Below are 24,875 nucleotides of genomic sequence, written 5' to 3' on the forward strand. Positions count from 1 at the left end.
TCTACTGAGATAGGCTCTTAATGCGTTTGCCTCCTGTTTATGGCATAGTAGGCCCATGAAAGCGCTTAAAAGCCCCCTTGCCAACGAGCTTCTTGCCGATCCCAAAGCGCGCGACGAGTTGCGTCGCTTCCTGGTGACCAAGCGCTCCAGCGCTGTTTCGACAGATCAGCCAGTTACCGGACAGTTCCAGATTCGTCGCGGCACGTCAGCGGCCACGGTGAAGGCCGTGTTCGTACCGAAGGCAAAAGCCGCCTAGGATGAATATTGCTCTTCCTGCACTGATCGCTTTCCTCCTTCTTCTCCCCGGCTTTATCTTCCGCACGCGCCTGAAACGGGCCGAGCGCACCTCCCTGGATTTTTCCCCGTTCGGCCAAATCGTCGCCGAAGCCGTGCTGTGGTCGTTTGTTGCCCACCTCCTCTGGCTGGCCTTGTCCGACATCGTTTTCAGCCAACGGTTCCAACCCCTGGTGCTGATGAAGCTGCTCTCTGCCTCGCCGTTCAGCCAAGCGGACGCCACCGTAGCGGTCGCGGCGAATTTTGCATGGGTGGCGAGCTACTTCGGCAGCCTGTTTGTGGCGTCGTTTCTTGTCCCGACCTTGGTGCGCGCCACCATTTCCAGGTTTCGGCTGGACCGCTCATCGGCGCCGTGGGGGGCCGTGTTCAGGTTCCACGACGCCCCGTGGTACTACCTGCTGACCGGCGCCGATTTTACCGAGGAAGAGGCGCCCGACTTCATCGTCATTTCCGCCATCGTCGAGATTGCAAAGGAAGCGGTGCTGTATGTGGGCGTGTTAAGCGAATTTTTCGTCGACGCCGACGGCCAGCTCGATCGCCTGGTGCTGCAAGGCGTCTCGCGCCGTCCCATCGCCGCCGACAAAAACGGCGCCGATGCCGATGATGGATCCGAATCCGGCCGTTTTTACGAGGTCGATGGCGACTCGTTCGTGCTGCGCTACAGCGAAACCGTTACGCTCAACGTGCAGTACGTCAAGCTGACCGCCGAGGAGACTGCCGACCCCGCGATACATTCATCGCGGTGAACGATCTGTTCTTCCTGACAGCGCTTGCAGTCGATCGCAACACCGGTCCGACAGCCTAATCGGCCAGCGCTTCGTCCAGCGCCCGCATCGCCGGGGCAATCATGGCCAGCAGCCGCGCGCTGCCGATGCCATCACGGGCCTGCACCGAGATGCCGTGCAGCAGGACGGCGTAACAATCGCCCAGCGCGGCGACGTCGGCGTCCGCCTTCAGTTCCCCATCCTGCGAGGCACGGCGCAGCCGCTCGATGATCGAATCGGTGCGCGCGCGTCGATGTCCGGCCAGCCAGGCGTTGATGGCGTCGTTCCCGCTGCTGTAATTGGTCGCCGCCGACACCACCATGCAACCTTGCGGCGCCCCCGGCCGGGTGTACGCCAGCACCGCGTCGCGCAGCATGGCCTCGATGGCAGCGCGTGCCGGTGCTCGCTGCGCCAGGGCGCGCTCTGCAAACCCGCCTTCATCGGCCTCGTACAGCGCAATCGCTTCGCGAAACAGGTTTTCCTTGGACCCGAAGGCGGCATAAATCCTGGCTGACGCAATGCCCATCACCTGGACCAGGTCGGACATCGACACACCTTCATAACCACGCTCCCAAAACGCATCCCTGGCTTTGACCAGCGCCAGATCGCGGTCGAATTCCCTCGGCCTTCCCGCCATTTACTGCTCCCGCCTGATTCGTCAGCCGGCCAGTATACCGCCTCGCCGTGCGGGCCTGACGTAAAAATCCTCTTGACCGAAACGCCGCCATGTCCTATTCTTTGTCAATCAACAAAGAATAGGAAAACCGATGAAAACCATTCAAGGCCCAAGTATCCACCTGGCCCAGTTCAGCGACGTGGCCGCGCCTTTCAACGACTTGCCTTCGATTGCCGCCTGGGCGGCGCAACTGGGCTACAAGGCGGTACAACTGCCCGCGTGGGACGAACGCTTGTTCGATGTGAAACTGGCGGCCGAAAGCCAGGCCTACTGCGACCAGGTGCGCGGCGTACTGGCCGAGCACGGCCTCGTGATCAGCGAACTGACCACGCACATCTTCGGCCAACTGCTGGCGGTGCATCCGGCCTACGACGTACTGTGCGACGGTTTTGCACCGCCGCAGGTGCGCGGCAATCCGGCGGCGCGCACCGCATGGGCGCGCGAACGGCTGCTGCTGGCCGCACGTGCCTCGCGCCGTCTCGGCCTCACCGAGATGGGCACCTTTTCCGGTGCCCTGGCCTGGCCATATCTGTTCCCCTTTCCTCAACGTCCGCCCGGGCTGATCGAGACCGCGTTCGACGAACTGGCACGCCGCTGGCTGCCGATTCTCGACGCCTGCGACGAGAACGGCGTGAACCTGTGCTACGAAATCCATCCGAGCGAAGACCTGCACGACGGCGTCACCTTCGAGATGTTCCACGAGCGCGTCGGTGGCCACCAGCGTTGCGCGATCCTGTTCGACCCCAGTCACTTCGTGCTGCAGCAGTTGAACTACCTGGACTATCTGGACATCTACAAAGACCACATTCGCATGTTTCACGTCAAGGATGCCGAGTTCAATCCGAGCGGGCGCCAGGGCATCTACGGCGGCTATCAATCCTGGGAAAACCGCGCCGGCCGATTCCGTTCGCTGGGCGACGGCCAGGTCGACTTCAAGGCGATCTTCTCAAAGCTGACGCAATACGATTACGCCGGCTGGGCCACCGTGGAATGGGAATGCTGCCTGAAGCACCCCGACCAGGGAGCGCGCGAAGGCGTCGACTTTGTCAATCGCCACATCATTGAAGTCACCGACAAGGTGTTCGACGACTTCGCCGGCGTGCCGATCGACGCGGCGCAACTGAAACAACTGCTTGGCATCGCTTAGAGCCGGCCGAGACAAGTTCTTAATACACACAGCAAGGAAAACCAATGACGACTCCCACCCACCACGACAGCGCTGTTGCTATGGACCACGCTTACCTCCAGGTAGACGGGCAGCGCCTGCACCTGGTCACCGCCGGCGCCGGCAAGCCGGTGCTGCTGATTCCCGGCTGGCCACAGACCTGGTACGCATGGCGTCATGTGATGACGGCATTGGCGGAAGCAGGTTTCCAGGCGATTGCTGTCGATCCCCCCGGGACCGGCCTGTCCGACCGTGCTGCGGATGGCTACGACACCGGTTCGGTGGCGCGCATCCTGCACCAATGCATGCAGCAACTGGGTCACGCGCGCTACGACGTGGTCGGCCACGACATCGGCATGTGGGTTGCGTATGCGCTGGCGAGCGACTATCCGGCCGCAGTGACGAAGCTGGCGGTGACCGAAGCGGTGATCCCGGGCCTGGCGGCGGCGCCGCCGATCTTCGTGGCGCCGGCCGACAACCGGTTCCTGTGGCACTTCATGTTCAACCAGGTACTCGACTTGCCGGAGTTTCTGATCGCCGGCAAGGAACGCGAGTACATACGCTTCATGTTCGACAAATGGTCGTACCGGCGCGAGCGGGTCGCGGTCGAGGTCTACGCCGATGCCTACTCCAGCCCGGGCGCCATGCGCGCCGGCTTCGCCTATTACCGCGCGATTCCCGAGACGATTCGCCAGAATACGCTGCGCGCCACAAAAAAGCTGGCCATGCCTGTGCTGGCAATCGGCGCCGAACACGCCACCAAAAACGCGCCGCAAGATACGATGCGCGATCATGCTCCCGATCTGCGCGGCGCAGTGCTTGCCGACTGCGGCCACTTTGTGATGGAAGAAAATCCCGAGCAGTTCTTGCTCCATCTGCTGCCGTTCCTTGCGCAGGGGGCGCCGCGATGAGCCTCGATCCCAAGATCGCCGCCTACCTGGCGCAGGGCGACACCGGCGCCGCATCCGATTCGCTGGCCGGCATCCGCGCCGCGACCGAGGTTGGCCTGCGCCGCTTGCACGGGGCGCCGGAGCCGGTAGCGTCGGTGACCGACTACGAGATTGCTGGCGCCGCAGGCAGCCCGATCATGCTGCGGGTCTACCTGCCAGTCAATGCGCCTGCAAGCGGCGCGCGCCCGGCCATCGTGTTCGCCCATGGAGGCGGCTGGTGCCTGTGTTCCGTGGACCTGTACGACAATCCGTGCCGCGCCCTGGCCAATGCGACCGGCTGCATGGTGCTGTCGGTGGACTACCGCCTGGCGCCCGAACATCCGTTCCCGACGCCGCTGGAAGACGTTTATGCGGCGCTCGTGTGGACCACGGAGCATGCGGTCATACTCGGGATCGATCCCGCGCGCATTGCTGTGGGCGGCGACAGCGCGGGAGCGAACCTGGCCGCTGGGACAGCGCTTCTGGCGCGCGACCGTGACGGTCCGGCGATTACGCACCAGTTGCTCATGTATCCGGCGCTGGACGACCGGTTGTCCAGCGCGTCCTGCGGCGAATTCGCCGAGGGCTATTCGCTGACGCTCGAGACAATGCGCTTTTGCTGGTCCGCCTATCTGGGCGACGCAAACGGTGCGGACCCGGACTACGCCGCGCCGTTACGCGCGCAATCGCTGCATGGGCTGCCCCCGGCCACGATCATGGTGTGCGAATTCGATCCCTTGCGCGACGAGGGAGTGGCGTACGCGCAGCGATTGCGGGGCGCGTCGGTCGATGCCTCGTGTATCACGCTGGAAGGCATGATCCATGGTTGCATACACATGCTCGGGTTGACGCCGGCGGCGCGCCAGTTGTTCGATGCGGCGGCCGCCGGTTTGCGCCGGACGGCATGAGGCGCAAAGCTATCGTTTTCTGAAGATGGCATTGATCCGCGCGCGCAGTAGCTGGACCAGGTCATGCTGAAACCACGGATTGCGTTCAAGCCAGGGCGTATTGCGCGTCGAGGGATCCGGCAGAGGGAAATACGTTGGCCTGAACTCGCGCCATGCCTGGTCAGTCATCCGAGCCAAGCTGTCTGCTCTGTCGTGGTTTGGGCAACTCTTGAACCCATTCGTCGACAGCGTCATTGCCAGTAGGGTCGACCGAATCGACGAGCGCCACGAGAAAATCGTGCATCTGTTCCGATGGTCCCTCTTCCATCCACAAACAGCGGATGGTCCACCATTTGTCGAAAACTTCTACCGAAATCCGGTCGGAGCCGAGAATCCGGATTGCGCTTTCGCTCTCTGAAACGCCGTCGTACTCGCGCATCCGCGCCAGGTGCAGAAGCTTGACGGCGAGTGCGCACTCCTTTTCGCCCCACAGATAACTGTTATAGTGAGCGCGGCTAGTCAGGAGATAGTCCAACAATTTCGTTGCGACGTCCGGATTGGCGCGCAGGGGAAAATCTCGCCGCGCCGTCTCTGTCGGCTCGATGAGAAAATACAGTTCATGACGCATGTGCGTCCTTATTCGGCTATGTGGAATTGAGCTGTGGGCTGCGGCTTGTGCTCATTTGCGCTGGCGCGCCAGTTCGGCTTTGAGCCAGGCGGCGCTGGTCACCGCCGGCGTGCCGGGGCAGCGGATCTGGTACGGGTCGCCGCTCATGCTGCTGGTCGAGGCGCCGCGTTCGATGAAGCTTTCGGTGCTGGTCACCAGCTTCTTCTTCTCCAGATAGTCGTACTTCTTTTGCAGGTGGGCGCGCGCCTCTTTGGCGTCATGCCAGCTGCCGTTGCGGTTGAACTGGCACTGCGATTTTTCGACCGCGTCGAGCAGGCGCGTGACTTCGGTGCGGGTGACGTCGGGCGCTGCGGCGAACGCGCTGCCGGTGCCTAAAAGTGCCGCTGCCAGCGTGGCAATCAGTGTTCTTCTCATGGCGATTATCCGCGCTTGCGCTCATGCTGCCACAGCACGTCGCTGCCGCCGGCAAAGCGGTTCAACACGCGCGAGAGCACGAACATCAGGTCCGACAGCCGGTTCACGTACTGGCGCGGGTGCTCGTTGATGGTCTCGGTTTTGCCGAGCGTGACGATGCTGCGCTCCGCGCGCCGGCACACCGTGCGGCACACGTGCGCAATCGAGGCCGCGCGCGAGCCGGCCGGCAGGATGAAGTCTTTCAGCGGCGGCAGGTCGGCATTGTATTTTTCGAGCAGGTCGTCCAGCCGCGCCACATGCTCGTCGGTGATCAGGGTGTAGCCTGGGATGCAGATCTCGCCGCCCAGGTCGAACAGGTCGTGCTGGATCGAGACCAGCTCTTCGCGCAGCTCGGCCGGCATGTCTTCGCACAGCAGCAGGCCGACGAAGGAATTGAGTTCGTCGACTTCGCCCAGGGTGTGCACGCGCACGCTGTCTTTTTCGGTGCGGCTGCCGTCACCGAGGCCGGTGGTGCCGTTGTCGCCGGTGCGGGTGGCGATTTTGGAAAGTCGGTTGCCCATGATTGTTTTCCCGTAGCTGAATCATAATGAGCCAGCATACGACAAAAGCGGCGTTTACGCATACAATCAAGACATGTCCGCATCCCTTCCCATCGATCCCCAACGCCGCCAGCAGGTAGCCCAGGCGCTATTGGCGGTGCTGCCGGAACGCTGCGTGTTGTCCGACCCCGAAGACACGCGTCCCTACGAGTGCGATGGCCTGGCCGCCTACCGCCAGTTGCCGATGATCGTTACCTTGCCCGACGACGAGGAACAGGTGCTGGCGATTTTGAACGTGTGCCGCGAGCTGAACGTGCCGATCGTGCCGCGCGGCGCCGGCACCGGCTTGTCGGGCGGGGCGTTGCCGATGGCCGACGGCGTGGTGCTCTCGACCGCGCGCATGAACCGCATCGTGCGCATGGAGCCATACGCGCGCCTGGCGGTGGTGCAGCCGGGCGTGCGCAACCTGGCCATTTCGGATGCGGCCGCGCCGCACGGCTTGTACTACGCGCCCGATCCATCCTCGCAGATCGCCTGCACCATCGCCGGCAACGTGGCCGAAAATTCCGGCGGCGTGCATTGCCTCAAATACGGACTCACTGTGCATAACGTGCTGCGCGTGCGCGTGGCCACCATCGATGGCGACATCATCGAACTTGGCGGCGAAGCGCTCGACGCACCGGGCCTGGACCTGCTGGCCGTGTTCATCGGCTCCGAGGGCATGCTGGGCATCGTCACCGAAGTGACGGTCCGGCTCATTCCCAAGCCGGCCACCGCGCGCGTGATCATGGCCTCGTTCGACAACGTCGTCACGGGCGGTAACGCGGTGGCCAGCGTGATCGCCGCCGGCATCATCCCGGCGGGGCTGGAGATGATGGACCAGACTTCCTCGCGCATGGTCGAACCGTTCGTGCGCGCCGGCTACGACACCGACGCCGCCGCGATCCTGCTGTGCGAAGCCGATGGCACCCAGCTGGAAGTGGACGAGGAAATCGAACGCATGACGGCGGTGCTGCAAGCGGCGGGCGCCGGTGCGATAGCCGTCTCGCAGAGCGAGGCCGAACGCCTGCGCTTCTGGTCGGGCCGCAAGAACGCCTTTCCGGCGGCCGGCCGCATTTCGCCCGACTACTACTGCATGGACGGCACCATCCCGCGCAAGAACCTGGCGCAGGTGCTGACCGGGATCGCGCAGATGGAGGCCACTTACGGCCTGCGCTGCGCCAACGTGTTCCACGCCGGCGACGGCAACCTGCATCCCCTCATCCTGTTCGACGCCAACCAGCCCGGCGAATTCGACCGCGCCGAAGCCTTTGGGGCCGATATCCTGGCGCTGTGCGTGGAAGTGGGCGGCACCATCACCGGCGAGCATGGCGTGGGCAAGGAAAAGATCAATTCGATGTGCATCCAGTTCACGCGCGCCGAACTCGATGCCTTCTTCGCCGTCAAGCGCGCCTTCGACGCCCAACACCTGCTCAATCCCGACAAGGCCATTCCCACCCTGAACCGCTGCGCCGAATTCGGCAAGATGCGCGTGTCGGGCGGCGTGCTGCCGTTCGCCGGCCTGCCGCGTTTTTGACGATGGAAGACAACGTGCCGCAAATCGAACGATTCAGGGAGCAGGTGCTGGCGGCGGCAAGCGATGGGCGCGCGCTGCGCATTCGCGGCGGCGGCAGCAAGGACTGGTACGGGCAAAATACGGAAGGCGAGATCCTCGATACGCGCGGTCACAGCGGCATCGTCGACTACGAACCGACGGAACTGGTCATCACCGCGCGTTGCGGCACGCCGCTGGCCGAGATCGAGGCGGCGCTGGCCGAACGCAATCAGATGCTGGCCTTCGAGCCGCCGCACTTCGGCACAAGCGCCACCATCGGCGGCGTGGTGGCCAGCGGCCTGTCCGGCCCACGCCGCGCCAGCAGCGGCGCATTGCGCGACTTCGTGCTGGGCGCGGTCCTCATGGACGGCAAGGGCGAGGTGCTCACCTTCGGCGGCCAGGTCATGAAAAACGTGGCCGGCTACGACGTATCGCGCTTGCTGGCCGGTTCCATGGGCACGCTGGGGCTGATGCTGCAGCATTCCATCAAGGTGCTGCCGCGCGCGCTGTGCGACACCAGCCTGCGCTTTGCGATGGACGAAATCGAGGCCCTGCGGCGCCTGAACGAATGGGCCGGCCTGCCGCTGCCCATCTCGGCCAGTTGCTGGCACGCCGGGGTGCTGAGCTTGCGCCTGTCGGGCGCGCAGGCGGCGGTGATTGCTGCCGCGCGCACGCTCGGTGGCGAGCCGGTAGACGACGACCGCGCCTTCTGGGCCGCGCTGCGCGAGCAGCGGCACGCCTACTTCGACGGACCGGGGAGCCTGTGGCGCCTGTCGGTGCCGTCAACCACCGGCGCCATCATCCTGCGCGGCGCACAGCTGATCGAGTGGGGCGGCGCGCAGCGCTGGCTCAAGGTCGATGCCGATGCGGCGAATGCGCAAAATATCCGGCGCGCGGTGACGGCGGTGGGCGGCCACGCCACCCTGTTCCGTGGCGGCGACAAGGGCGTGGGTGTGTTCCAGCCGCTGGCGCCCGGCGTGGCCAGGATTCATCAACGCCTGAAGGCGGCCTTCGATCCGTCGCAGGTTTTCAATCGCGGACGGATGTACTGATGCAAACCAATCTCGCCGATTTCATCAAGGGCACGCCGGACGGCGACGAAGCCGAAGCGATCCTGCGCGCCTGCGTGCATTGCGGCTTTTGCACCGCCACCTGTCCCACCTACCAGTTGCTGGGCGACGAACTCGATGGCCCGCGCGGACGCATCTACCTGATCAAGCAGGTGCTCGAAGGCGCGCCGGTCACCGCCAAGACCCAGACCCACCTGGACCGCTGCCTGACCTGCCGCAATTGTGAGACAACCTGTCCCTCGGGCGTGCGTTACGGACGGCTGGCCGACATCGGCCGCCGCGTGGTCGAAGAGCGTGTCCGGCGTCCGCTCGCCGAACGCATCAAGCGCGCGGTGCTGAAAGAAGCGCTGCCGCGCACATGGATTTTCAGGCCGGCGTTCAAGGCGGGCCAGTTGTTCCGGCCACTGCTCTCGCCGGCCTTGCAGGACAAGCTGCCCAGCACGCGCGCCGCCGGTCGCTGGCCGACGCGCGAACATGAGCGCAAGATGCTGGTGCTGCAAGGCTGCGTGCAAAGCACCATGGCGCCCGATATCAACGCGGCCACGGCGCGCGTGCTCGATGCGTTTGGGGTGCAGTTGCTGGCCGCGCCCAAGGCCGGCTGCTGCGGCGCGCTGCGCTACCACCTGAACGACCAGGATGGCGGCCTCGATGACATGCGCCGCAACATCGACGCCTGGTGGCCGCTGGTCGAGCGCGGACAGATCGAGGCGATCGTGATGACGGCGTCCGGCTGCGGGGTCACGGTGAAGGAATACGGGCACCTGCTGGCGCACGACAGCGCGTATGCCGCCAAGGCGGCGCGCATCGCCATGCTCACGCGCGACCTGAGCGAAATCATGCCGCAGTTCGAGGTCGAACTGGGAGCGAAACTGAAAGGGAAAGTGGCGAAGCGGGTGGCGTTTCATCCGCCTTGCACCCTGCAGCACGGGCAGCAGATACGGGGCAAGGTGGAAGGGGTGTTGCGTGCCGCCGGCGTCGACGTCACGCTGTGCGCGGACAGTCATCTGTGCTGCGGTTCGGCCGGCACCTATTCGGTGCTGCAGCCTGCGCTGGCGACGCAACTACGGGACCGCAAGCTGGCCGATTTGCTGGCCACCGATCCGGAAGTCATTGTGTCGGCCAATGTCGGCTGCCAGACACATCTCCAGTCGGGTACTGCGACGCCTGTCGCGCACTGGATCGAGTTGATCGACCAGGCGCTGGCCTGATGTTTACTTGATTCTTACGCGGCCAGGTCGGCTTTTTGTGCAGCGGTGAGGCGCTTGCCGGTGACGACGATGGTGGTCATCTCGCTGTCGGCTTTGATGGCGGCTGCCGGTACGGTTTGTGCTGCGCTGCGGGCGCGCGGTGCTTCTGCCGAGGCCATGGCGGTGACAAAGGTCAGTGCAACTGCGGCGATGACGACGGCTTCCATGTTCTTCACGATGTTCATATCGATCCTTTTTCGTTGTGTTTTGATTTGGTATGCGGGCATTATGCGGCATCGCAACATATAACTCCAATTTCAAATTCGAATGGATATCATTCACAACGTGAATCACGTAAGCACATTATTTGATGATCGATATCTGATTTCTGAATGTCGACCGGGATGGGTGTGAAGTAACAGGAGCCATTCAATCAAGACGGTGTCGTTTGATTGGCGGTGCGCATGAAATCGACGAACGCCCGCAGCTTTCCGGGCATGTGCTCGCGATGCGGATAGTAGAGATGAAAAGCGTCGTCCAGTGCCCAGTGCTGCTTCAGTATGTGCCTCAGCACGCCGTCCGACAGCTCTTGTTTCGCAAAATCTTCGAGGATGAAAGCGATGCCGTGGCCGCGTATTGCAGCCTCCATCACGGAGCGCATTTCGTCAAAAATGAAGCGTCCTTGCACATCGATCTGAACCTTCTGGCCGCGATCTTCGAACGTCCAGTCATACATTCTGCCCCCAACACAAAAGCGCTGGCGTATGCAGTTGTGCTTGAGCAGTTCAGCCATCGTTTGTGGTTCGCTGCGCTCGCGGAAGTAATCCGGTGCTGCCACCACGATTCTTTTTTGTACTGCTCCCAGCTGTACGGAAATCATGTCATTTTGCAGTTTCCTCCCCATGCGTATGCCGATATCGAAACCGGAGCCGACGATATCGCTCAGTTGATTGTCGAGCGATATCTCGACATTAATCAGCGGGAATTGTTCCAGGAACGACGCGATGTGCGGCTCGATCAAGATATGGTAGGCAACGTAGGATGAACTGACGCGTAACATGCCCGACGGTTGATCAGTCGCGAGCAACGCTTGCGACAAGGAGTTTCTGATCAAGGCAAGCGCGGGCCCCAATGCCGCGTTCAATGAGGCGCCAGCCTCGGTCAGGCTGACACTGCGTGTGGTGCGGTTGAACAGCCGCACATTCAGTTGTGCTTCCACGTTTTTGATCGTGCGCGATACCGCGGTCGGCGTGACGCCCATTTCCGCGGCGGCGCGAGCGAAGTTCAAATGCCTGGCGGCAGCCTCAAAGGTCAGCAGACCTGGAAGATGCAGCGGCGGTGCAGGGAGTGCGCCCGAAGGCTCGATTATGACCTTTTTGTTCATACTGTATCTCTATCTATGACTATTCACGTCATTATCGCCGATCCGCATACTGCTCACATCAAGCAAATCAATCCGGCTAGGCAAGCCATCTTTCGAGAAAAGAACCATGAGCAAAATCTTTGAACCCCTGACATTGCGCGGTGTCACCCTGCGCAACCGCTATGCCCTCAGCCCGATGTGCCAGTACACGGCGAAAGATGGTTACGTCAGCGATTACCACACCATCCACTACGGACGTTTCGCTCTTGGCGGCTTCGGCCTGCTGATGGTCGAAGCGACCGCCGTGTCGCCCGAAGGACGGATCAGCCATGGCGACCTGGGCCTGTGGGACGACGCCCATATCCCGGGCCTCGCACGCATCGCCGCGTTTGCCAGGGCCTATGGCGCGACACCTGGTATCCAGATTGGCCATGCAGGGCCTAAAGCGAGCATCCAGAGAGCGTTTGAAGGTAACGGCCCACTGAACGAGGTTGACGCGGCACGCGGTGAACACGCCTGGCCAGTCGTGTCGCCGAGCGCGCGCCCGGTCACCGACGGTTGGCTGGTGCCCACCGCCCTCGATGCCAACGGCATCGCCAAGGTACGTGCGGACTTTGTCGCTTCGGCACGCCGCGCCTTGCAGGCCGGCTTCGATGTGCTCGAGCTGCACTACGCGCACGGCTTCCTGCTCAACGCGTTCCTGTCACCGCTGACCAACGACCGCAGCGATGAATATGGCGGCAGCTTCGAGAACCGCATCCGCCTGCCACTGCAGATCGCTCGCGAAGTGCGTGAGGTCTGGCCGCAGGACAAGCCACTGTTCGTGCGCTTGTCGGCAGTCGATGGCAGCGGCAGCGGCTGGAGCATCGCCGACAGCGTCGCTTTCGCCGAGGCCTTGAAGGCGGTTGGCGTGGACGTCATCGATTGCTCGTCCGGTGGCTTCGGCGTCTACGACTACCCCGACGGCTATGGCTTCCAGGTGCCGTTTGCTGCGCAGATTCGGCGCGAAGCAAACATCGGCACCATGGCTGTGGGCATCATCGTCGATCCGTGGCAGGCCGAATCTGTCATCGCCTCCGGCCAGGCCGACCTGGTCGCGCTTGGGCATGCGGCGCTGCGCGATCCACACTTTCCCTTGCATGCACAGCAGACGCTGGGGGCGGTCAGCCCGGACGCGGCCTATGCCAACTGGAATGTGCAGGCCGGCTGGTGGCTCGACCACCGCGCAAGCAAGCTGGTCCAGTTGGGACCATGGGCGCCGATGGAGGACGCGGCTGCGAATGGCCACAACGATTGAACACGATGCCGGCCAAGGCGGCCGGTTTTTACCATGACTCGCATGATTGCATTAACAACCCGGAGTGAAAACATGAACAAACCTACCTACGTGCAAGATTATCAAGCCATCGTCGACGTACTGAACAAGTACAACGAAGGCTGCAAACAGGCAAAGAGCGGCATCATGAAGCCCGCTTTCAGCGAGCAGGCAACGATGTTTAGCGTCGATGGCGACGGCAAGCTGACCGGCGGCCCGATCCAGGGCCTGTTCGACGGCATCGACAACGCGTTCCGCCCGTCTCCGCAAGCCCAAGGGGGGATCGTCAACGTCGACATCGTGGGCACCGCCGCCAGTGCGCGCATCGACACCAACGATGTCTCGGGCTTCTGCTTCACCGACTTCTTCAACCTGCTGAAGGTCGAGGGCAAGTGGACGGTCGTGAGCAAGATCTTCCACACCCACGTTGCGCCCTGAACCTCCCGTCCGTATGGAACACGCTCGGCAGATCCGGCTTCCCGCCAGGCCTGCCGCCGCCATCGGCAATTGCATGCCCTATCAAAGGCGACTAAATGAAAATGACCTTCTTCAAAACCGTGTTGTTCGCGGCAGTTATTTCTGGCTTGGGCACGGCGGCTCAAGCGGCAGACGTGCAGGGCGGTCAACAGGCCGCTGAGCTCGACGTGTAAGCAGTTGATAAGGACATGCGTTTCGCGTTCTTGCCAACACGGCATGGCAAGCCTGCCTATGTCGCCAGCAGCTTCTCTATATCGCCCACCAGCTCTTCGGGTTTGGTCGCCGGAGCGTAGCGCTTGACCTTACCTTAGCGGTGAGCTACGATTAGCAGCAACAACTAATCCGTAGCTCCGGTGTGGCTTGACCATCTGGAGCGCGGGGGAAAAAGCCGGCGCAAGCCGGTTTTTTCGTTTCCAGGGGGCGCAAATGAATGGGGCGTCGGCACTCCGAACACGTGTGTATGCCCGTTCACGCGCTTGGTCCAGAAGTTGGGCTACTTTGCCAGCAGCTTTTCGATATCCGCCACCAGCTCTTCCGGCTTGGTCGCCGGCGCGTAGCGCTTGACGACGCTGCCGTCTTTCCCGATCAGGAACTTGGTGAAGTTCCACTTGATCCGCTCGGTGCCCAGCAAACCGGGCGCCGCTTTCTTCAGGTGCTGGAACAACGGATGCGCATTCTCGCCATTCACGTCGACCTTGGCAAACAGCGGAAACGTGACGCCGAAGTTCTTTTCGCAGAAGGCGCCGATCTCGCTTTCGCTGCCCGGTTCCTGTCCGCCGAACTGATTGCACGGGAAACCCAGCACCGTCACGCCCTTGTCGCGGAACTGCTGGTACACGGCCTCCAGGCCCTTGTACTGCTTGGTGAAGCCGCATTCGCTGGCCGTGTTCACGACCAGCACCACCTGGCCCTTGTACATGGCCAGGTCCAGCGGCGTGCCCGACAGGTCGGCGGCCTTGAAGTCGAGCGCCCCCGTCACACGATGCCCAGGTGCTCGGTACCGGCCGACAGGTCGCGGTTCTTCGCTTCCTTGCCGTTCAACTTGATGTTCAGGCGCAGGTCATTGACCGAGTCGGCGTTGCGCAGCGCGTCTTCGTAGGTGATCTTGTCCGCTTCGTGCAGGTCGAACAGCGCCTGGTCGAAGGTCTGCATGCCCAGTTCGCGCGACTTCTTCATGATCTCTTTGATCTCGTGCACATCGCCCTTGAAAATCAGGTCCGAAATGAGCGGGGAGTTGAGCATGATCTCGATCGCCACGCAACGGCCCTTGGCTTCCTTCATCGGAATCAGGCGCTGCGATACCATGCCCTTCAAGTTCAGCGACAAGTCCATCAGCAACTGCTGGCGGCGCTCTTCGGGGAAGAAGTTGATGATCCGGTCGAGCGCCTGGTTGGCGCTGTTGGCGTGCAGGGTGGCCATGCACAGGTGACCGGTTTCAGCGAAGGCGATTGCGTGTTCCATCGTTTCGCGGTCGCGGATCTCGCCGATCTGGATCACGTCCGGCGCCTGGCGCAGCGAGTTTTTCAGCGCGATTTCGAAGGAATCGGTGTCCACGCCCACTTCGCGCTGCGTGATCACGCAGTTCTTGTGCGGGTGGACGTATTCGACCGGGTCTTCGATCGTGATGATATGCCCGTAGCTGTTTTCGTTGCGGTGCCCGACCATCGCGGCCATGGTCGTCGATTTACCCGAACCGGTCGCGCCGACCATGATCACCAGGCCACGCTTGGTCATCACGATGTCTTTCAGGACTTCGGGCAGGCCCAGGTCTTCCAGGCGCGGAATGGCGGTGGTGATGGTCCGCAGAACCATGCCGACGGAACTCATCTGGATGAAGGTCGACACCCGGAACCGTCCCAGGTCGCCCGGGCTGATCGCGAAGTTCGCTTCCTTGGTCAGTTCGAAGCCGGCGGTCTGCTTGTCGCTCATGATCGAGCGCGCCAGGTCGGCGGTGTGGGCCGGCGTGAGCGGCTGGGACGACACCGGGGTGATCTTGCCGTCGATCTTGATCGCCGGCGGAAAGCCGGCGGTGATGAACAAGTCCGAGCCGTTCTTGCTGGTCATCAGACGCAGCAGATCGAACATGAATTTTGAGGCCTGGTCGCGTTCCATTAAATATCCTAAAAATTAGCCGGGGAAGTTTTCCGGCGTTTTGGCGGCCGAACGCGCAGCAGCGCCGGAAATGACGTTGCGGCGAACCAGGTCGGTCAGGTTCTGGTCCAGCGTTTGCATGCCGACCGAACTGCCGGTCTGGATCGCGGAGTACATCTGCGCGATCTTCGCTTCGCGAATCAGGTTGCGGATAGCCGGCGTGCCAATCATGATTTCGTGCGCGGCCACGCGGCCCGAGCCATCTTTGGTCTTGAGCAGGGTTTGCGAGACGACCGCCTGCAGCGATTCGGACAGCATCGCGCGGACCATCTCTTTTTCTTCGGACGGGAACACGTCGACAATACGGTCGATGGTCTTGGCGGCCGAGGAGGTGTGCAAGGTGCCGAACACAAGGTGGCCCGTTTCGGCGGCCGACAGGGCCAGGCGAATGGTTTCCAGGTCGCGCAACTCGCCCACCAGGATGCAGTCCGGATCTTCGCGCAGCGCCGAGCGCAGCGCGTTGTTGAACGAGAGCGTGTGCGGGCCGACTTCGCGCTGGTTGATCAGGCACTTCTTCGAGTCGTGCACGAATTCGATCGGGTCTTCAATGGTCAGGATGTGGCCATATTCGTTTTCGTTGAGGTGGTTAACCATCGCCGCCAGGGTGGTCGACTTGCCCGAACCGGTCGGGCCGGTGACCAGCACCAGGCCGCGCGGACGCATCGCCAGGTCGGCGAAAATGCGCGGGGCGTTCAGGTCTTCCAGGCTCAGGATTTTCGATGGAATGGTCCGCAGTACCGCCGACGCGCCGCGCTCCTGATTGAAGGCGTTGACGCGAAAGCGCGCCAGGCCCGGAATCGCAAACGAGAAATCGCACTCGAGCATTTCTTCGTACTGCTTGCGCTGGCCGTCATTCATGATGTCATAGATCATGCCGTGCACATCCTTGTGCTCCAGCGGCGGCAAGTTGATGCGGCGAACGTCGCCGTGCACGCGGATCATCGGCGGCAGGCCGGATGAGAGGTGCAAGTCGGATGCCTTGTTCTTGACGGAGAATGCGAGTAATTCGGAGATGTCCATTTATAATCCCTGTGCCGTGAATGGGCGCATGCCGATAGTGTGCGCATTTCGCAACGACCGACCTGCATTGAATTGCCCGCCGAAAATGATTATGTCCACAATCGTCCAGAACTTGCAAGCTGTCGATGCGAGTATTGTTGCTGCGGCCGACGCCGCAGGCCGCCCCCGGAACGCCGTGCAATTGCTCGCCGTTTCTAAGACTTTTCCTGCCGAGGCCGTACTTGAAGCCGCCGCCGCCGGGCAGTATGCGTTCGGAGAGAATTACTTGCAAGAAGCATTAGATAAAATTGCCGCCGTTTCGCACGCCTTGCCGGCCGCGCCGATGGAGTGGCACTTCATCGGCCCCATACAGAGCAACAAGACGCGCCCGATCGCGGCGTCCTTCGCGTGGGTGCATACCGTCGAACGGCTCAAGATAGCGCAGCGTTTATCGGAACAACGCCCGCCGGAACTGGCGCCCTTGAATATTTGTCTGCAAGTTAACATCAGTGGTGAGGCTAGCAAGAGTGGTGTCACGCCGGAAGCATTGCCTGAATTGGCGCGCGCAGTGGCGCAACTGCCACACTTGCGCCTGCGCGGACTGATGGCGATCCCGGAAGCGGAAGCCCAGGTCGACAAGCAGCGCGCCGCGTTTCGCAAGTTGCGCGTGCTGTACGACCGGCTGCGCGCGGACGGGATGGCGCTCGATACCCTGTCGATGGGGATGTCGGCCGATCTTGGCGCGGCGGTGGCGGAAGGGGCGACCATCGTGCGCGTGGGCAGTGCGATTTTCGGGTCGCGCAAATACGAATAACCGCAGTACGGATAACAATGAGGGTGACTATGAAGATTGGCTTTATCGGTGGTGGGAACATGGCGTCGGCGCTGATCGCCGGCCTGGCGGGCAAGCTCGCCGCGGGGACCGATATTCACGTGGTCGATCCGAATGCCGATGCGCTGGCGCGCCTGAACGCGCAGCACGGCGTGAGCACCAGCGGCGCGATCGATGGCGCGCTGGCCGCGTGCGATGCGATCGTGCTGGCGGTCAAACCGCAGCAGATGCGCGAGGTGGCGGCGGCGCTGCTGCCGCAGTTGACGGGCGCGCCCTTGATCCTGTCGATCGCGGCCGGGATTCGCGCGGCCGATCTGTCGCGCTGGCTCGGTGGTTACGGCGCGATCGTGCGCACCATGCCGAATACCCCGGCCTTGATCGGCCTGGGCATCACCGGCATGGTGGCCATGGCCGGCGTGAGCGCGGCGCAGAAGACGGCGGCCGACGACATCATGAAGGCCGTGGGCCAGACCGTGTGGCTCGATGGCGAAGACATGATCGATCCGGTGACGGCGGTGTCGGGCAGCGGGCCGGCGTATGTGTTTTACTTTATCGAAGCGATGCAGCAGGCAGCCGAGGAGATGGGTTTGTCGGCCGAGCAGGGCAAGCAACTGGCGCTGGCCACCTTCACCGGCGCGGCGCAACTGGCGGCGCAGTCGGATGAGGCGGTGTCGCTGCTGCGCGAACGCGTGACGTCGAAGGGCGGCACGACCTATGCGGCGTTGAGCAGCATGGAAGCGAGCGGCGTGAAAGAGAAGGTGGTTGCCGCGATCAAGGCGGCTGCGGCGCGGGGCCGGGAGTTGGGGGATGAGTTGGGGGCGGGGTGAACATCATCGTTTGCGATGCCATGCCATCACTCTAGCCACTACCCGTCGTTCCCGGCCTTGGCGGCCCCCTTGGCGGGAACCCAAGTTCGTAATCTAGCCGGCGGCTGCGGCACAAACTTGGGTTCCCGCCTTCGCGGGAACGACGGTTTTGGTGATAGCGGAAGAACAGGCGCTAGCTGCGCTTTTTACGCACCAGCCCCATCACGCTGCGCGCAGCCTTGATCAGCGACAGGCCCACGGTCAGCATCGGCAGTATCTTGCCCGACTTGGCCATGACCAGTCCGGCCACCGTACCGACGATCCCCAGCGGCAGTTTCATCCCGCCGCCACCGCCACTGAGCATCTTGCCGATCCCGCTGACCGGATGCGTCAATGGCGAGATCAGCGCGCCGAACTCGCGCGCGGCATCCCTGCGCTGCATCGAACACTGCACAATCAACGCCTCGCGCCGTTCGGCCAGCGACCGCTTGTCGTTACTTGTCGGCGCGTTACTCATCGGCGTGCCCCGCATTCCTGACGAAATTGACGTCCTTGTTCAGTTCAGCCACGGTCGCTCCCAGCAGGCGCGGACGGGCGTCGAAACTGCGCTTGACCTGCAGCCCGATCGCGCCGCCGGCAACGCCGAACAGCAGCGCCAGGGCGCCGATGGCTTCCAGGCGGTAGCTATCCCAAAAGATCACCACCACCAGCAACACCAACAGTAACAGGGCGACGCCGAACAGGATCAGCGACGCCAGTGCCAGCACGACATACCCAAGGAAGCGCTGGAGCTCCTCCTGCACCTCGACCGCGGCCAGTTCCAGCCGCGTTTGCACCATGGCGATCAGGGTCGCCCCGATCCGCCCCACCGATTCGACGATCGCCATGCGCCTTACCTGCGCGAAATCAGCATGCCGATGATGACGCCTGCCGCAGCGCCGATCCCGACCGCTTTCCATGGGTTTTCCTGCACGTACTCGTCGGTCGCCTTGGCCGCGATCTTGGTTTTCTCGACCACCGCTTCTTCCAGGCGAATCAGGTCCGCCTTGGCGGTCGTGATGGTGCGCTCGAACTTGGCCTTGGCCGCTTGCAGCTCGTCGCCGGTCAGCTGGCTGCCGTGGCGCAGCCACTGTTCGGCATCCTGGATCACGGATTTCAGGTCGTTCATCAACTGGTCGCGTGCGCCTGGCTTGGTTGGGATGGATTCGATCATTTTTGTTACCTCGTAAGTGAATTTATAGGAAAGCCCGGTCTGCCCGGCGCGCCGGAGTGAATCTTACACGCTGGCAACGTTGACTTTCCGTGTTATCGGAACAACATCAGCTGAAAGCGTAGTCTAACGCCACACCGGCAAAAAGGGCCGCACCCAACCAATTGTTGTGCCGAAAAGCGGCAAAACAAGCCATGCGTTCGCGTCCACGGATCAAAGTGTAGTGATAAAGCGCCACTGCGGCGGCCACGGCAACGCCGCCGACGAACCATGCGCGCAAGCCTTCGAGCCAGCCGCACACCAGGATGATGGCCAGCGCGGCGCCGTAGCACAGCATGACGGCGGCCACGTCGAAGCGGCCGAAGGTGATGGCTGCGGTGCGGATGCCGATTTTCAGGTCGTCGTCGCGGTCGACCATGGCGTATTCGGTGTCGTAGGCCACGGCCCAGAACACGTTCGCCAGCAGCAGCCACCAGGCCACCGCCGGCACCTGGTTCAGCACGGCGGCAAAGCCCATCGGAATGCCGAAGCCGAAGGCGATGCCCAGGTAGGCCTGGGGAATGGCGAAGAAGCGTTTGAAGTACGGATAGCTGCCGGCGACGATCAGCGCCGCCAGCGAGAGCTGCTTGGTGAGGGTGTTGAGCGGCAGGACCAGCAGGAAGGAGACGATCGACAGGACGGCGGCCACGGCCAGCGCTTCCCAGCTTTTGATGCGTCCGCTGGTGAGGGGGCGTTCGGCGGTGCGCTTGACGTGCTTGTCGAAATCGCGGTCGGCGTAGTCGTTGATGGCGCAGCCGGCCGAGCGCATCAGGACGGTGCCGAGGCAAAAAATGAGCACGACGGCCGGGTCGGGCTTGCCGCGCGCGGCGATCCACAGGGCAATCAGGGTAGGCCAGAGTAGCAGCAGGATGCCGATCGGCTTGTCCAGGCGGATCAGGCGGAAGTACAGCGACAGCTTGTTCATGGTCGGGTCGCGGGCGCGACTGTCGTGGGCGAGGCTGGGATTTTACTGTGTTTGGACGGCGGGGCGTGCGGCCGCGCCATTTTTGACGAGGAGATCGGTTGCGGTTGCCGTCGCGCTTGTACGCGAGCTCAGCGAACCGCCCCGTCGCACTTACTTAGCATGGCCACCAGGGTGGACACCAGTTCGGCCACGATATACGGCTTGGCCACATGCGCCTGGAAACCGGCGTCGAAGGCGCGCTGGCGGTCCTCCGCGCCGGCGAAAGCGGTAAGGGCCACGGCCGGCAGGGCGGTGCTTGAATAGCCGCGCCGCCGGATCTCGCCGATCAGCTGATAGCCATCCATTTCCGGCATCCCGATATCGCTGACAATCAGCTCCGGGGCCTCGCTGTCGAGCAACTCAAGCGCGACCAGCGCCGAGGGGGCGGCCAGCACATAGGCGCCGTGCGCGCCGAGCACGTCCGTGATCAGGGCGCGCGTATCGGCCACGTCTTCCACCAACAGAATGCGGCGCTGCGCAAGCATGCCCGATTGCGCCGCCGGCATCACCGCACGCTGGCGGCCAGGCCCCATGCCCTCGCCCACGGAATCGATGGGAAAAGTGAGCGTAAAACGGGTGCCCAGCCCACGCCCTGGGCTGCTTACCTCGATAGTTCCCGAATGCAATTCGGTAAGCTGCTTGGCGATCGACAGGCCGATTCCCAAGCCGCCATGGCGGCGCGTGAGCGAGGCATCTTCCTGTCCGAATTTGTCGAATACATGCGGCAGGAATTCGGCGCCGATGCCGCAGCCGGTATCTTCGATGACGATTTGCGCGCGCTGCGCCGAAACGACCGAGGCGCGCACGAATACCGAGCCGCCTTCGGGGGTGAACTTGATGGCATTACTGAGGATGTTGTAGAGAATCTGTTGCAGGCGGTACACGTCGGCGCGGATCGTCACCCCGGCCAGCGCGCATTGCGTTACCAGCTTGAGCTGCCTGGCGTCGGTCATGGCCCGCACCGAATCGGTCGCCGCCCGCAGCAGGTCGCCCATCAGGATCGCGTGCAAGTCCAGGGTAAGCTTGCCGGCGACGATCGCGGACACGTCCAGTAGGTCCTCGATCAGCTTGGCCTGCAGCCTGGCGTTGCGTTCGATGACTTCCAGCGAAAATTGCAGGTCGGGTGAATTGCTGTGCTGTATGCGCAGGAGCTGGGTACGACCGATGACGACGCTGAGCGGCGTGCGCAATTCATGCGACAGCAGCGCCAGGAACTCGTCCTTGAGGCGACTGAGGCGTTCTGCATCGAGCCGCGCCGCGCGTTCCGTTTCGATGGCGCGCACCGTGTCGGACACGTCGCGCGCGCAAATCGATGTACCGAGAAAATGACGGTTTTCATCCTCCACCCGTGCCATCGACACTTCCAGGTGCAAGCTCTGTCCATCGATGACGGCGCTCAGTGCGGCTTTCAATGGCGCTGCGCCGGCATGGATACGATCGAGCAGCGCAGCGAGCATGGCTGACCAAAAAGGCAGTTCGGCAGCCGCCTGGTTGTGCCGTGGGTAACACCGGAACAGCTGTTCCGCCCCCGTACTCCAATACAGCACATGGTCGCGTGGCCCCAGCGAGAAAATCGCATCCGACGAGTGCTGCAGCAAGCTGGCCAGGTAGCGCTCCGAGATAAGCGACTGGCGATAGGCCACGTTATCGACCGGTTTCGGCGCCGCCAGCCGGACATTGGCCCGGTCCAGGGTTGTGCGCAGCCGCGCCCGCTGGCGGCTTGCCTGCGCCGCGCGCAGCAATTTTTCGCCCAGGCGGGGATCGTCCAGCGCCACCAGGGACCAGTTCGGCCCCAGCGTGGGAACATAGCGCAATTCCTGTTGGGTCGCCTCGAACCGCTCCCTGGCAGGCATAAAGAGAATCTGCCCGATCGGCCAGACGGCGCGAATCCGGCGCGCAATCGCGGCCGGATTGGCGATGCCCGGCCCGACCAGGACGACCGCTGGTTCCTGGTCCTGGCCGATCAATTTCCCGATGCGTTCGAGCGCATCGGCGGGCGTTGCCTGCACAGCGTCGAGTTGCTGTTCCTTGAGCGCCTGCGCGAGCGCCTCAGGGACCTGCGCGTGCAGGTCCGGAACAATGAGAAAGATGAGTTTGTAGTTCACCGCGTCGTTACAGTAAAGGCAAGCCGAGCAAGGATCGCCCGGCCCAGATTTTCAGCATATCGGTGGTGGGCGCCATCACATGCCCGGCGCGCGCATCGCGCAGCATCTGGCCCACGCGGCTGTTCTCGCGATAGGCGATGCCGCCGCACATCGTCATCGCTTCATTGCTGACCGCCACGGCGGTCTCGGCGGCATCGGCCTTGCAGGATAAAATGAACGGCAGTGCCTCGGGATCGCCGCGGTCGCCGCGCTCGCCGGCCGCGTACAGCAGTTGCCGCGTCTTTTCCACCGACCTCCACATGTCGGCATACTTCATCTGCAAATGGTCGAGGTGGCGCAACGATTCGCCGGTATGGTCGTAACGCCGCGTGCGCATATGCTCGCCGACGGCCTCCAGCGCCGATTGCGCAATGCCGAGATAACTGCCCGCCATCGCCATGAGGAAGTAGGGCGCGATGACTTCAAACACGTACCAGATCTGGTCGCCGGGGTCGCCCAACAGATTGGCGAGCGGGACCTGTGCATCGTGCAGCCGCATGCCGCGTGACGAGTTACCGCGCATGCCGAAGCCGTGCCAGGGTTCGAGCCATTCCATCCCGGCCGTGTCGCGCTCGACGATCAGGCAGCTCACGTCGCCAATTTCGTCCGAATCCGGATTCAGCGCCGAAATCACGTAGGAATCGGCGTGGCCGCCGTTGGTGACGAATTGCTTGGTCCCGTTGACAAGAAACTGGCCCGCGCCCAGGGTGATGCGCGTATCGGACAGATAGAAATTGGCGCCGGTCCCGCTTTCGGACAGGGCCAGGGTGGTGATATGCTCGCCGCGCGCGATCTTGCTCAGGTAATGCTCGGATTGGTAGGAGGTGGCCTTGGCGGCGATCACCGCCGTCCCCACGCAATGCATGCCGAAGCACAGCGCCGACGAGGGGCAGGCCTTGCCCAGCGTTTCCGTCAGTACCGCCAGCGCCAGAAGACCCTGGCCATGGCCGCCGAGCTGTTCCGGCACTTGCAGGCCCATCAACCCGGCCTTCGACAGGGCTGCCATTGAATGCGCCGGCCAGGCCGCTTCGCTGTCGACTTGCGTGGCGAAAGGCGCGATCTCGCCGGCCACCCTGAGCGCAGTCTCTTTCAGGCCAAGTAATTTTGTCGAAAACATATCAGGCATCCTGTCATGTCGAAAAAACGCCATCGGCGGCAAACAAGGGGACGGTGGCGCCAGGCGGCGCACGACCGTGATCGATGAGATTGTAACGTTATTGTCATTGAAGCTTACTTCCAATAGCGCAATTGAACAGCGTCGCTGTGGCGCGCGCTTTTGCGCACAGGCGACGCCAGTCGCGCCGGCGGGCGGGGGGCGCGTTGCGCAATGCGAAGGGGCTTGGCCGCCGCCGGCCTGGGGACGGGAAGTGCCTCAGGCGGGGTCCGGCGCCACCATCTCAACGCCCGGCAAGTCGCAGGCGGCGACCGCTTCGCACACCGCCTCGATGGCGGCGCGGCGGGTAAAACTCTTGCGCCACACAATAACCACGCGGCGCGACGGCACCGGCTCCTCGAAGGGCACGAAGGCCAGCATATTGCTGCGCGACTGCATGTCCGGCACCGATGCGCGCGGCAGCACGGTCAGGCCGATGCCGCTGGCGACCATGTGGCGGATCGTTTCCAGCGACGAGCCCTCGAAGGTGCGCTGCATGCCGTTGCCGGGCGACGAAAAACGCGCCATTTCCGGGCACACTTCCAGCACCTGGTCGCGGAAGCAGTGACCGTTGCCTAATAACAACATCGTTTCGGATTTCAGATCCTGGGCCGAGACGACTTTGCGCTTGGCCCACGGGTGGTTTTGCGGCACGGCCACCACGAACGGTTCGTCGTACAAGGTTTGCATCGACATGCCATGTTCCGGCAGCGGCAGCGCCATGATGGCCGCGTCCAGTTCGCCCTGGCGCAGCAGTTCGAGCAGGCGCACGGTAAAATTTTCCTGCAAGATCAAGGGCATCTGCGGCACCCGCTCGATGATGTTCTTCACCAGCGGCGGCAGCAGGTAAGGGCCGATGGTATAGATCACGCCCAGGCGCAGCGGCCCGGCCAGCGGGTCCTTGTTCTGCTTGGCCAGCTCCTTGATGGCGGCGGTCTGTTCCAGCACGCGTTCGGCCTGGGCGATGATCTGCGCCCCCAGCGGCGTGACCGAAATTTCGGCCCCGCCGCGTTCGAACAACACCACGCCCAACTCGTCTTCGAGCTTCTTGATGGCGACCGACAAGGTGGGTTGGGCGACGTAACACGCCTCGGCGGCGTGTCCGAAATGTCTCGCACGCGCGACGGCAACGATATATTTCAGTTCAGTGAGGGTCATAAAGGTGAGGGCAGGAAGAGGACAGGCGCGGCGCGACTGTCGTGACACGATATTGCTTATAGCTCAGCAAAGAAATTATATTCTACCGGAATGCAGTCGATATAATTGGGCCGCGGG

28 protein-coding genes are annotated in these 24,875 nt (G+C 62.9%); 12 read left to right on the forward strand and 16 right to left on the reverse strand.

Annotated features, from left to right (window positions below; genetic code table 11):
• Positions 1–55: 55 nt before the first annotated feature.
• Together F0185_RS16530 and F0185_RS16535 are read left to right on the forward strand one after the other, a co-directional pair.
• Complete coding sequence (locus F0185_RS16530; RefSeq protein ID WP_167226205.1) at positions 56–256, forward strand: hypothetical protein; 201 nt, start codon at positions 56–58, stop codon at positions 254–256.
• A gap of 1 nt (position 257) precedes the next feature.
• Complete coding sequence (locus tag F0185_RS16535) at positions 258–1,040, forward strand: hypothetical protein (RefSeq protein WP_167226207.1); 783 nt, start codon at positions 258–260, stop codon at positions 1,038–1,040.
• A gap of 55 nt (positions 1,041–1,095) precedes the next feature.
• On the opposite strand, the gene F0185_RS16540 is transcribed toward F0185_RS16535, so the two are convergent.
• A complete protein-coding gene (locus tag F0185_RS16540; protein ID WP_167226209.1) occupies positions 1,096–1,695 on the reverse strand; it encodes a TetR/AcrR family transcriptional regulator in 600 nt (199 codons plus the stop codon).
• 130 nt (positions 1,696–1,825) lie between these two features.
• Here F0185_RS16540 and F0185_RS16545 point away from each other — a divergent pair, with 130 nt between their 5' ends.
• Genes F0185_RS16545 through F0185_RS16555 form a run of 3 tightly spaced genes read left to right on the forward strand, consistent with a single transcriptional unit; the run spans position 1,826 to position 4,736 of the window.
• Positions 1,826–2,881 (forward strand): sugar phosphate isomerase/epimerase family protein, encoded by a 1,056-nt coding sequence (locus tag F0185_RS16545; RefSeq protein WP_167226211.1) that lies wholly within the window; start codon positions 1,826–1,828, stop codon positions 2,879–2,881.
• A 44-nt stretch (positions 2,882–2,925) separates the two neighbouring features.
• Positions 2,926–3,810, forward strand: coding sequence for an alpha/beta fold hydrolase (locus F0185_RS16550; RefSeq protein WP_167226213.1), 885 nt, complete (start codon positions 2,926–2,928; stop codon positions 3,808–3,810).
• Positions 3,807–4,736, forward strand: a complete 930-nt coding sequence (locus F0185_RS16555; protein ID WP_167226215.1) for an alpha/beta hydrolase — start codon at positions 3,807–3,809, stop codon at positions 4,734–4,736. Before F0185_RS16550 ends, F0185_RS16555 begins: the two co-directional genes overlap by 4 nt.
• A gap of 160 nt (positions 4,737–4,896) precedes the next feature.
• On the opposite strand, the gene F0185_RS16560 is transcribed toward F0185_RS16555, so the two are convergent.
• Genes F0185_RS16560 through F0185_RS16570 form a run of 3 tightly spaced genes read right to left on the reverse strand, consistent with a single transcriptional unit; the run spans position 4,897 to position 6,317 of the window.
• Positions 4,897–5,343, reverse strand: a complete 447-nt coding sequence (locus tag F0185_RS16560; RefSeq protein WP_167226217.1) for a hypothetical protein — start codon at positions 5,341–5,343, stop codon at positions 4,897–4,899.
• Positions 5,344–5,394: 51 nt separating this feature from the next.
• Entirely contained in the window at positions 5,395–5,757 is a 363-nt protein-coding gene (locus tag F0185_RS16565) for a YfeK family protein (RefSeq protein ID WP_167226219.1), read from the reverse strand.
• 5 nt (positions 5,758–5,762) lie between these two features.
• Positions 5,763–6,317 (reverse strand): cob(I)yrinic acid a,c-diamide adenosyltransferase, encoded by a 555-nt coding sequence (locus tag F0185_RS16570; RefSeq protein WP_166892667.1) that lies wholly within the window; start codon positions 6,315–6,317, stop codon positions 5,763–5,765.
• Between the two features lie 73 nt (positions 6,318–6,390).
• Here F0185_RS16570 and F0185_RS16575 point away from each other — a divergent pair, with 73 nt between their 5' ends.
• The 3 genes from F0185_RS16575 to glcF are packed head-to-tail and all read left to right on the forward strand — an operon-like array spanning position 6,391 to position 10,168.
• The gene (locus tag F0185_RS16575) at positions 6,391–7,872 is read left to right on the forward strand and encodes an FAD-linked oxidase C-terminal domain-containing protein (protein WP_167226221.1); all 1,482 of its coding nucleotides are present in this window, start codon (positions 6,391–6,393) and stop codon (positions 7,870–7,872) included.
• A gap of 2 nt (positions 7,873–7,874) precedes the next feature.
• A complete protein-coding gene (gene glcE, locus F0185_RS16580; RefSeq protein WP_167226489.1) occupies positions 7,875–8,942 on the forward strand; it encodes a glycolate oxidase subunit GlcE in 1,068 nt (355 codons plus the stop codon).
• Positions 8,942–10,168: a glycolate oxidase subunit GlcF gene (gene glcF, locus F0185_RS16585; RefSeq protein WP_167226223.1), complete on the forward strand. Its 1,227-nt coding sequence runs from the start codon at positions 8,942–8,944 to the stop codon at positions 10,166–10,168. Before glcE ends, glcF begins: the two co-directional genes overlap by 1 nt.
• A 14-nt stretch (positions 10,169–10,182) precedes the next feature.
• Here the strand turns inward: glcF and F0185_RS16590 are convergent, their stop codons facing one another.
• Together F0185_RS16590 and F0185_RS16595 are read right to left on the reverse strand one after the other, a co-directional pair.
• Complete coding sequence (locus F0185_RS16590; RefSeq protein WP_167226225.1) at positions 10,183–10,392, reverse strand: hypothetical protein; 210 nt, start codon at positions 10,390–10,392, stop codon at positions 10,183–10,185.
• Between the two features lie 188 nt (positions 10,393–10,580).
• Complete coding sequence (locus F0185_RS16595) at positions 10,581–11,531, reverse strand: LysR family transcriptional regulator (RefSeq protein ID WP_167226227.1); 951 nt, start codon at positions 11,529–11,531, stop codon at positions 10,581–10,583.
• Positions 11,532–11,637: 106 nt separating this feature from the next.
• On the opposite strand from F0185_RS16595, the gene F0185_RS16600 reads away from it, so the two are divergent.
• Positions 11,638–12,807 (forward strand): NADH:flavin oxidoreductase/NADH oxidase, encoded by a 1,170-nt coding sequence (locus F0185_RS16600; protein ID WP_167226229.1) that lies wholly within the window; start codon positions 11,638–11,640, stop codon positions 12,805–12,807.
• Positions 12,808–12,879: 72 nt separating this feature from the next.
• Positions 12,880–13,263 carry a nuclear transport factor 2 family protein gene (locus F0185_RS16605; RefSeq protein WP_167226230.1) on the forward strand — a complete coding sequence of 128 codons (384 nt, stop codon included), beginning with the start codon at positions 12,880–12,882 and terminating at the stop codon, positions 13,261–13,263.
• Between the two features lie 532 nt (positions 13,264–13,795).
• On the opposite strand, the gene F0185_RS16615 is transcribed toward F0185_RS16605, so the two are convergent.
• Genes F0185_RS16615 through F0185_RS16625 form a run of 3 tightly spaced genes read right to left on the reverse strand, consistent with a single transcriptional unit; the run spans position 13,796 to position 16,473 of the window.
• On the reverse strand, positions 13,796–14,281 hold the full coding sequence (locus tag F0185_RS16615; protein ID WP_167226232.1) for a glutathione peroxidase: 486 nt from the start codon (positions 14,279–14,281) through the stop codon (positions 13,796–13,798).
• Positions 14,278–15,414, reverse strand: coding sequence for a PilT/PilU family type 4a pilus ATPase (locus F0185_RS16620; protein WP_166870445.1), 1,137 nt, complete (start codon positions 15,412–15,414; stop codon positions 14,278–14,280). Before F0185_RS16620 ends, F0185_RS16615 begins: the two co-directional genes overlap by 4 nt.
• A 15-nt stretch (positions 15,415–15,429) precedes the next feature.
• Positions 15,430–16,473: a type IV pilus twitching motility protein PilT gene (locus F0185_RS16625; protein WP_166870447.1), complete on the reverse strand. Its 1,044-nt coding sequence runs from the start codon at positions 16,471–16,473 to the stop codon at positions 15,430–15,432.
• A gap of 91 nt (positions 16,474–16,564) precedes the next feature.
• On the opposite strand from F0185_RS16625, the gene F0185_RS16630 reads away from it, so the two are divergent.
• Together F0185_RS16630 and proC are read left to right on the forward strand one after the other, a co-directional pair.
• Positions 16,565–17,266 carry a YggS family pyridoxal phosphate-dependent enzyme gene (locus F0185_RS16630; RefSeq protein WP_167226234.1) on the forward strand — a complete coding sequence of 234 codons (702 nt, stop codon included), beginning with the start codon at positions 16,565–16,567 and terminating at the stop codon, positions 17,264–17,266.
• A gap of 29 nt (positions 17,267–17,295) precedes the next feature.
• On the forward strand, positions 17,296–18,111 hold the full coding sequence (gene proC, locus F0185_RS16635; RefSeq protein ID WP_167226236.1) for a pyrroline-5-carboxylate reductase: 816 nt from the start codon (positions 17,296–17,298) through the stop codon (positions 18,109–18,111).
• Positions 18,112–18,283: 172 nt separating this feature from the next.
• Here proC and F0185_RS16640 read toward each other — a convergent pair whose 3' ends face one another.
• The 7 genes from F0185_RS16640 to F0185_RS16670 all read right to left on the reverse strand — a co-directional run bounded on the left by F0185_RS16640 (position 18,284) and on the right by F0185_RS16670 (position 24,758).
• Positions 18,284–18,607, reverse strand: a complete 324-nt coding sequence (locus F0185_RS16640; protein WP_167226238.1) for a hypothetical protein — start codon at positions 18,605–18,607, stop codon at positions 18,284–18,286.
• Complete coding sequence (locus F0185_RS16645; protein ID WP_167226240.1) at positions 18,600–18,977, reverse strand: phage holin family protein; 378 nt, start codon at positions 18,975–18,977, stop codon at positions 18,600–18,602. Before F0185_RS16645 ends, F0185_RS16640 begins: the two co-directional genes overlap by 8 nt.
• A 5-nt stretch (positions 18,978–18,982) precedes the next feature.
• Entirely contained in the window at positions 18,983–19,303 is a 321-nt protein-coding gene (locus F0185_RS16650) for an ElaB/YgaM/YqjD family protein (protein WP_167226242.1), read from the reverse strand.
• Between the two features lie 106 nt (positions 19,304–19,409).
• On the reverse strand, positions 19,410–20,264 hold the full coding sequence (gene ubiA / locus F0185_RS16655; protein WP_167226244.1) for a 4-hydroxybenzoate octaprenyltransferase: 855 nt from the start codon (positions 20,262–20,264) through the stop codon (positions 19,410–19,412).
• Positions 20,265–20,392: 128 nt separating this feature from the next.
• Positions 20,393–22,408 (reverse strand): hybrid sensor histidine kinase/response regulator, encoded by a 2,016-nt coding sequence (locus F0185_RS34845; RefSeq protein WP_167226246.1) that lies wholly within the window; start codon positions 22,406–22,408, stop codon positions 20,393–20,395.
• A 7-nt stretch (positions 22,409–22,415) separates the two neighbouring features.
• Complete coding sequence (locus tag F0185_RS16665) at positions 22,416–23,564, reverse strand: acyl-CoA dehydrogenase family protein (RefSeq protein WP_223164522.1); 1,149 nt, start codon at positions 23,562–23,564, stop codon at positions 22,416–22,418.
• A 255-nt stretch (positions 23,565–23,819) separates the two neighbouring features.
• Positions 23,820–24,758, reverse strand: coding sequence for a hydrogen peroxide-inducible genes activator (locus F0185_RS16670; RefSeq protein ID WP_167226250.1), 939 nt, complete (start codon positions 24,756–24,758; stop codon positions 23,820–23,822).
• Between the last annotated feature and the right edge of the window lie 117 nt (positions 24,759–24,875).

This window comes from Massilia rubra (genome assembly GCF_011682065.1).
GTDB lineage: Bacteria > Pseudomonadota > Gammaproteobacteria > Burkholderiales > Burkholderiaceae_D > Telluria_A > Telluria_A rubra.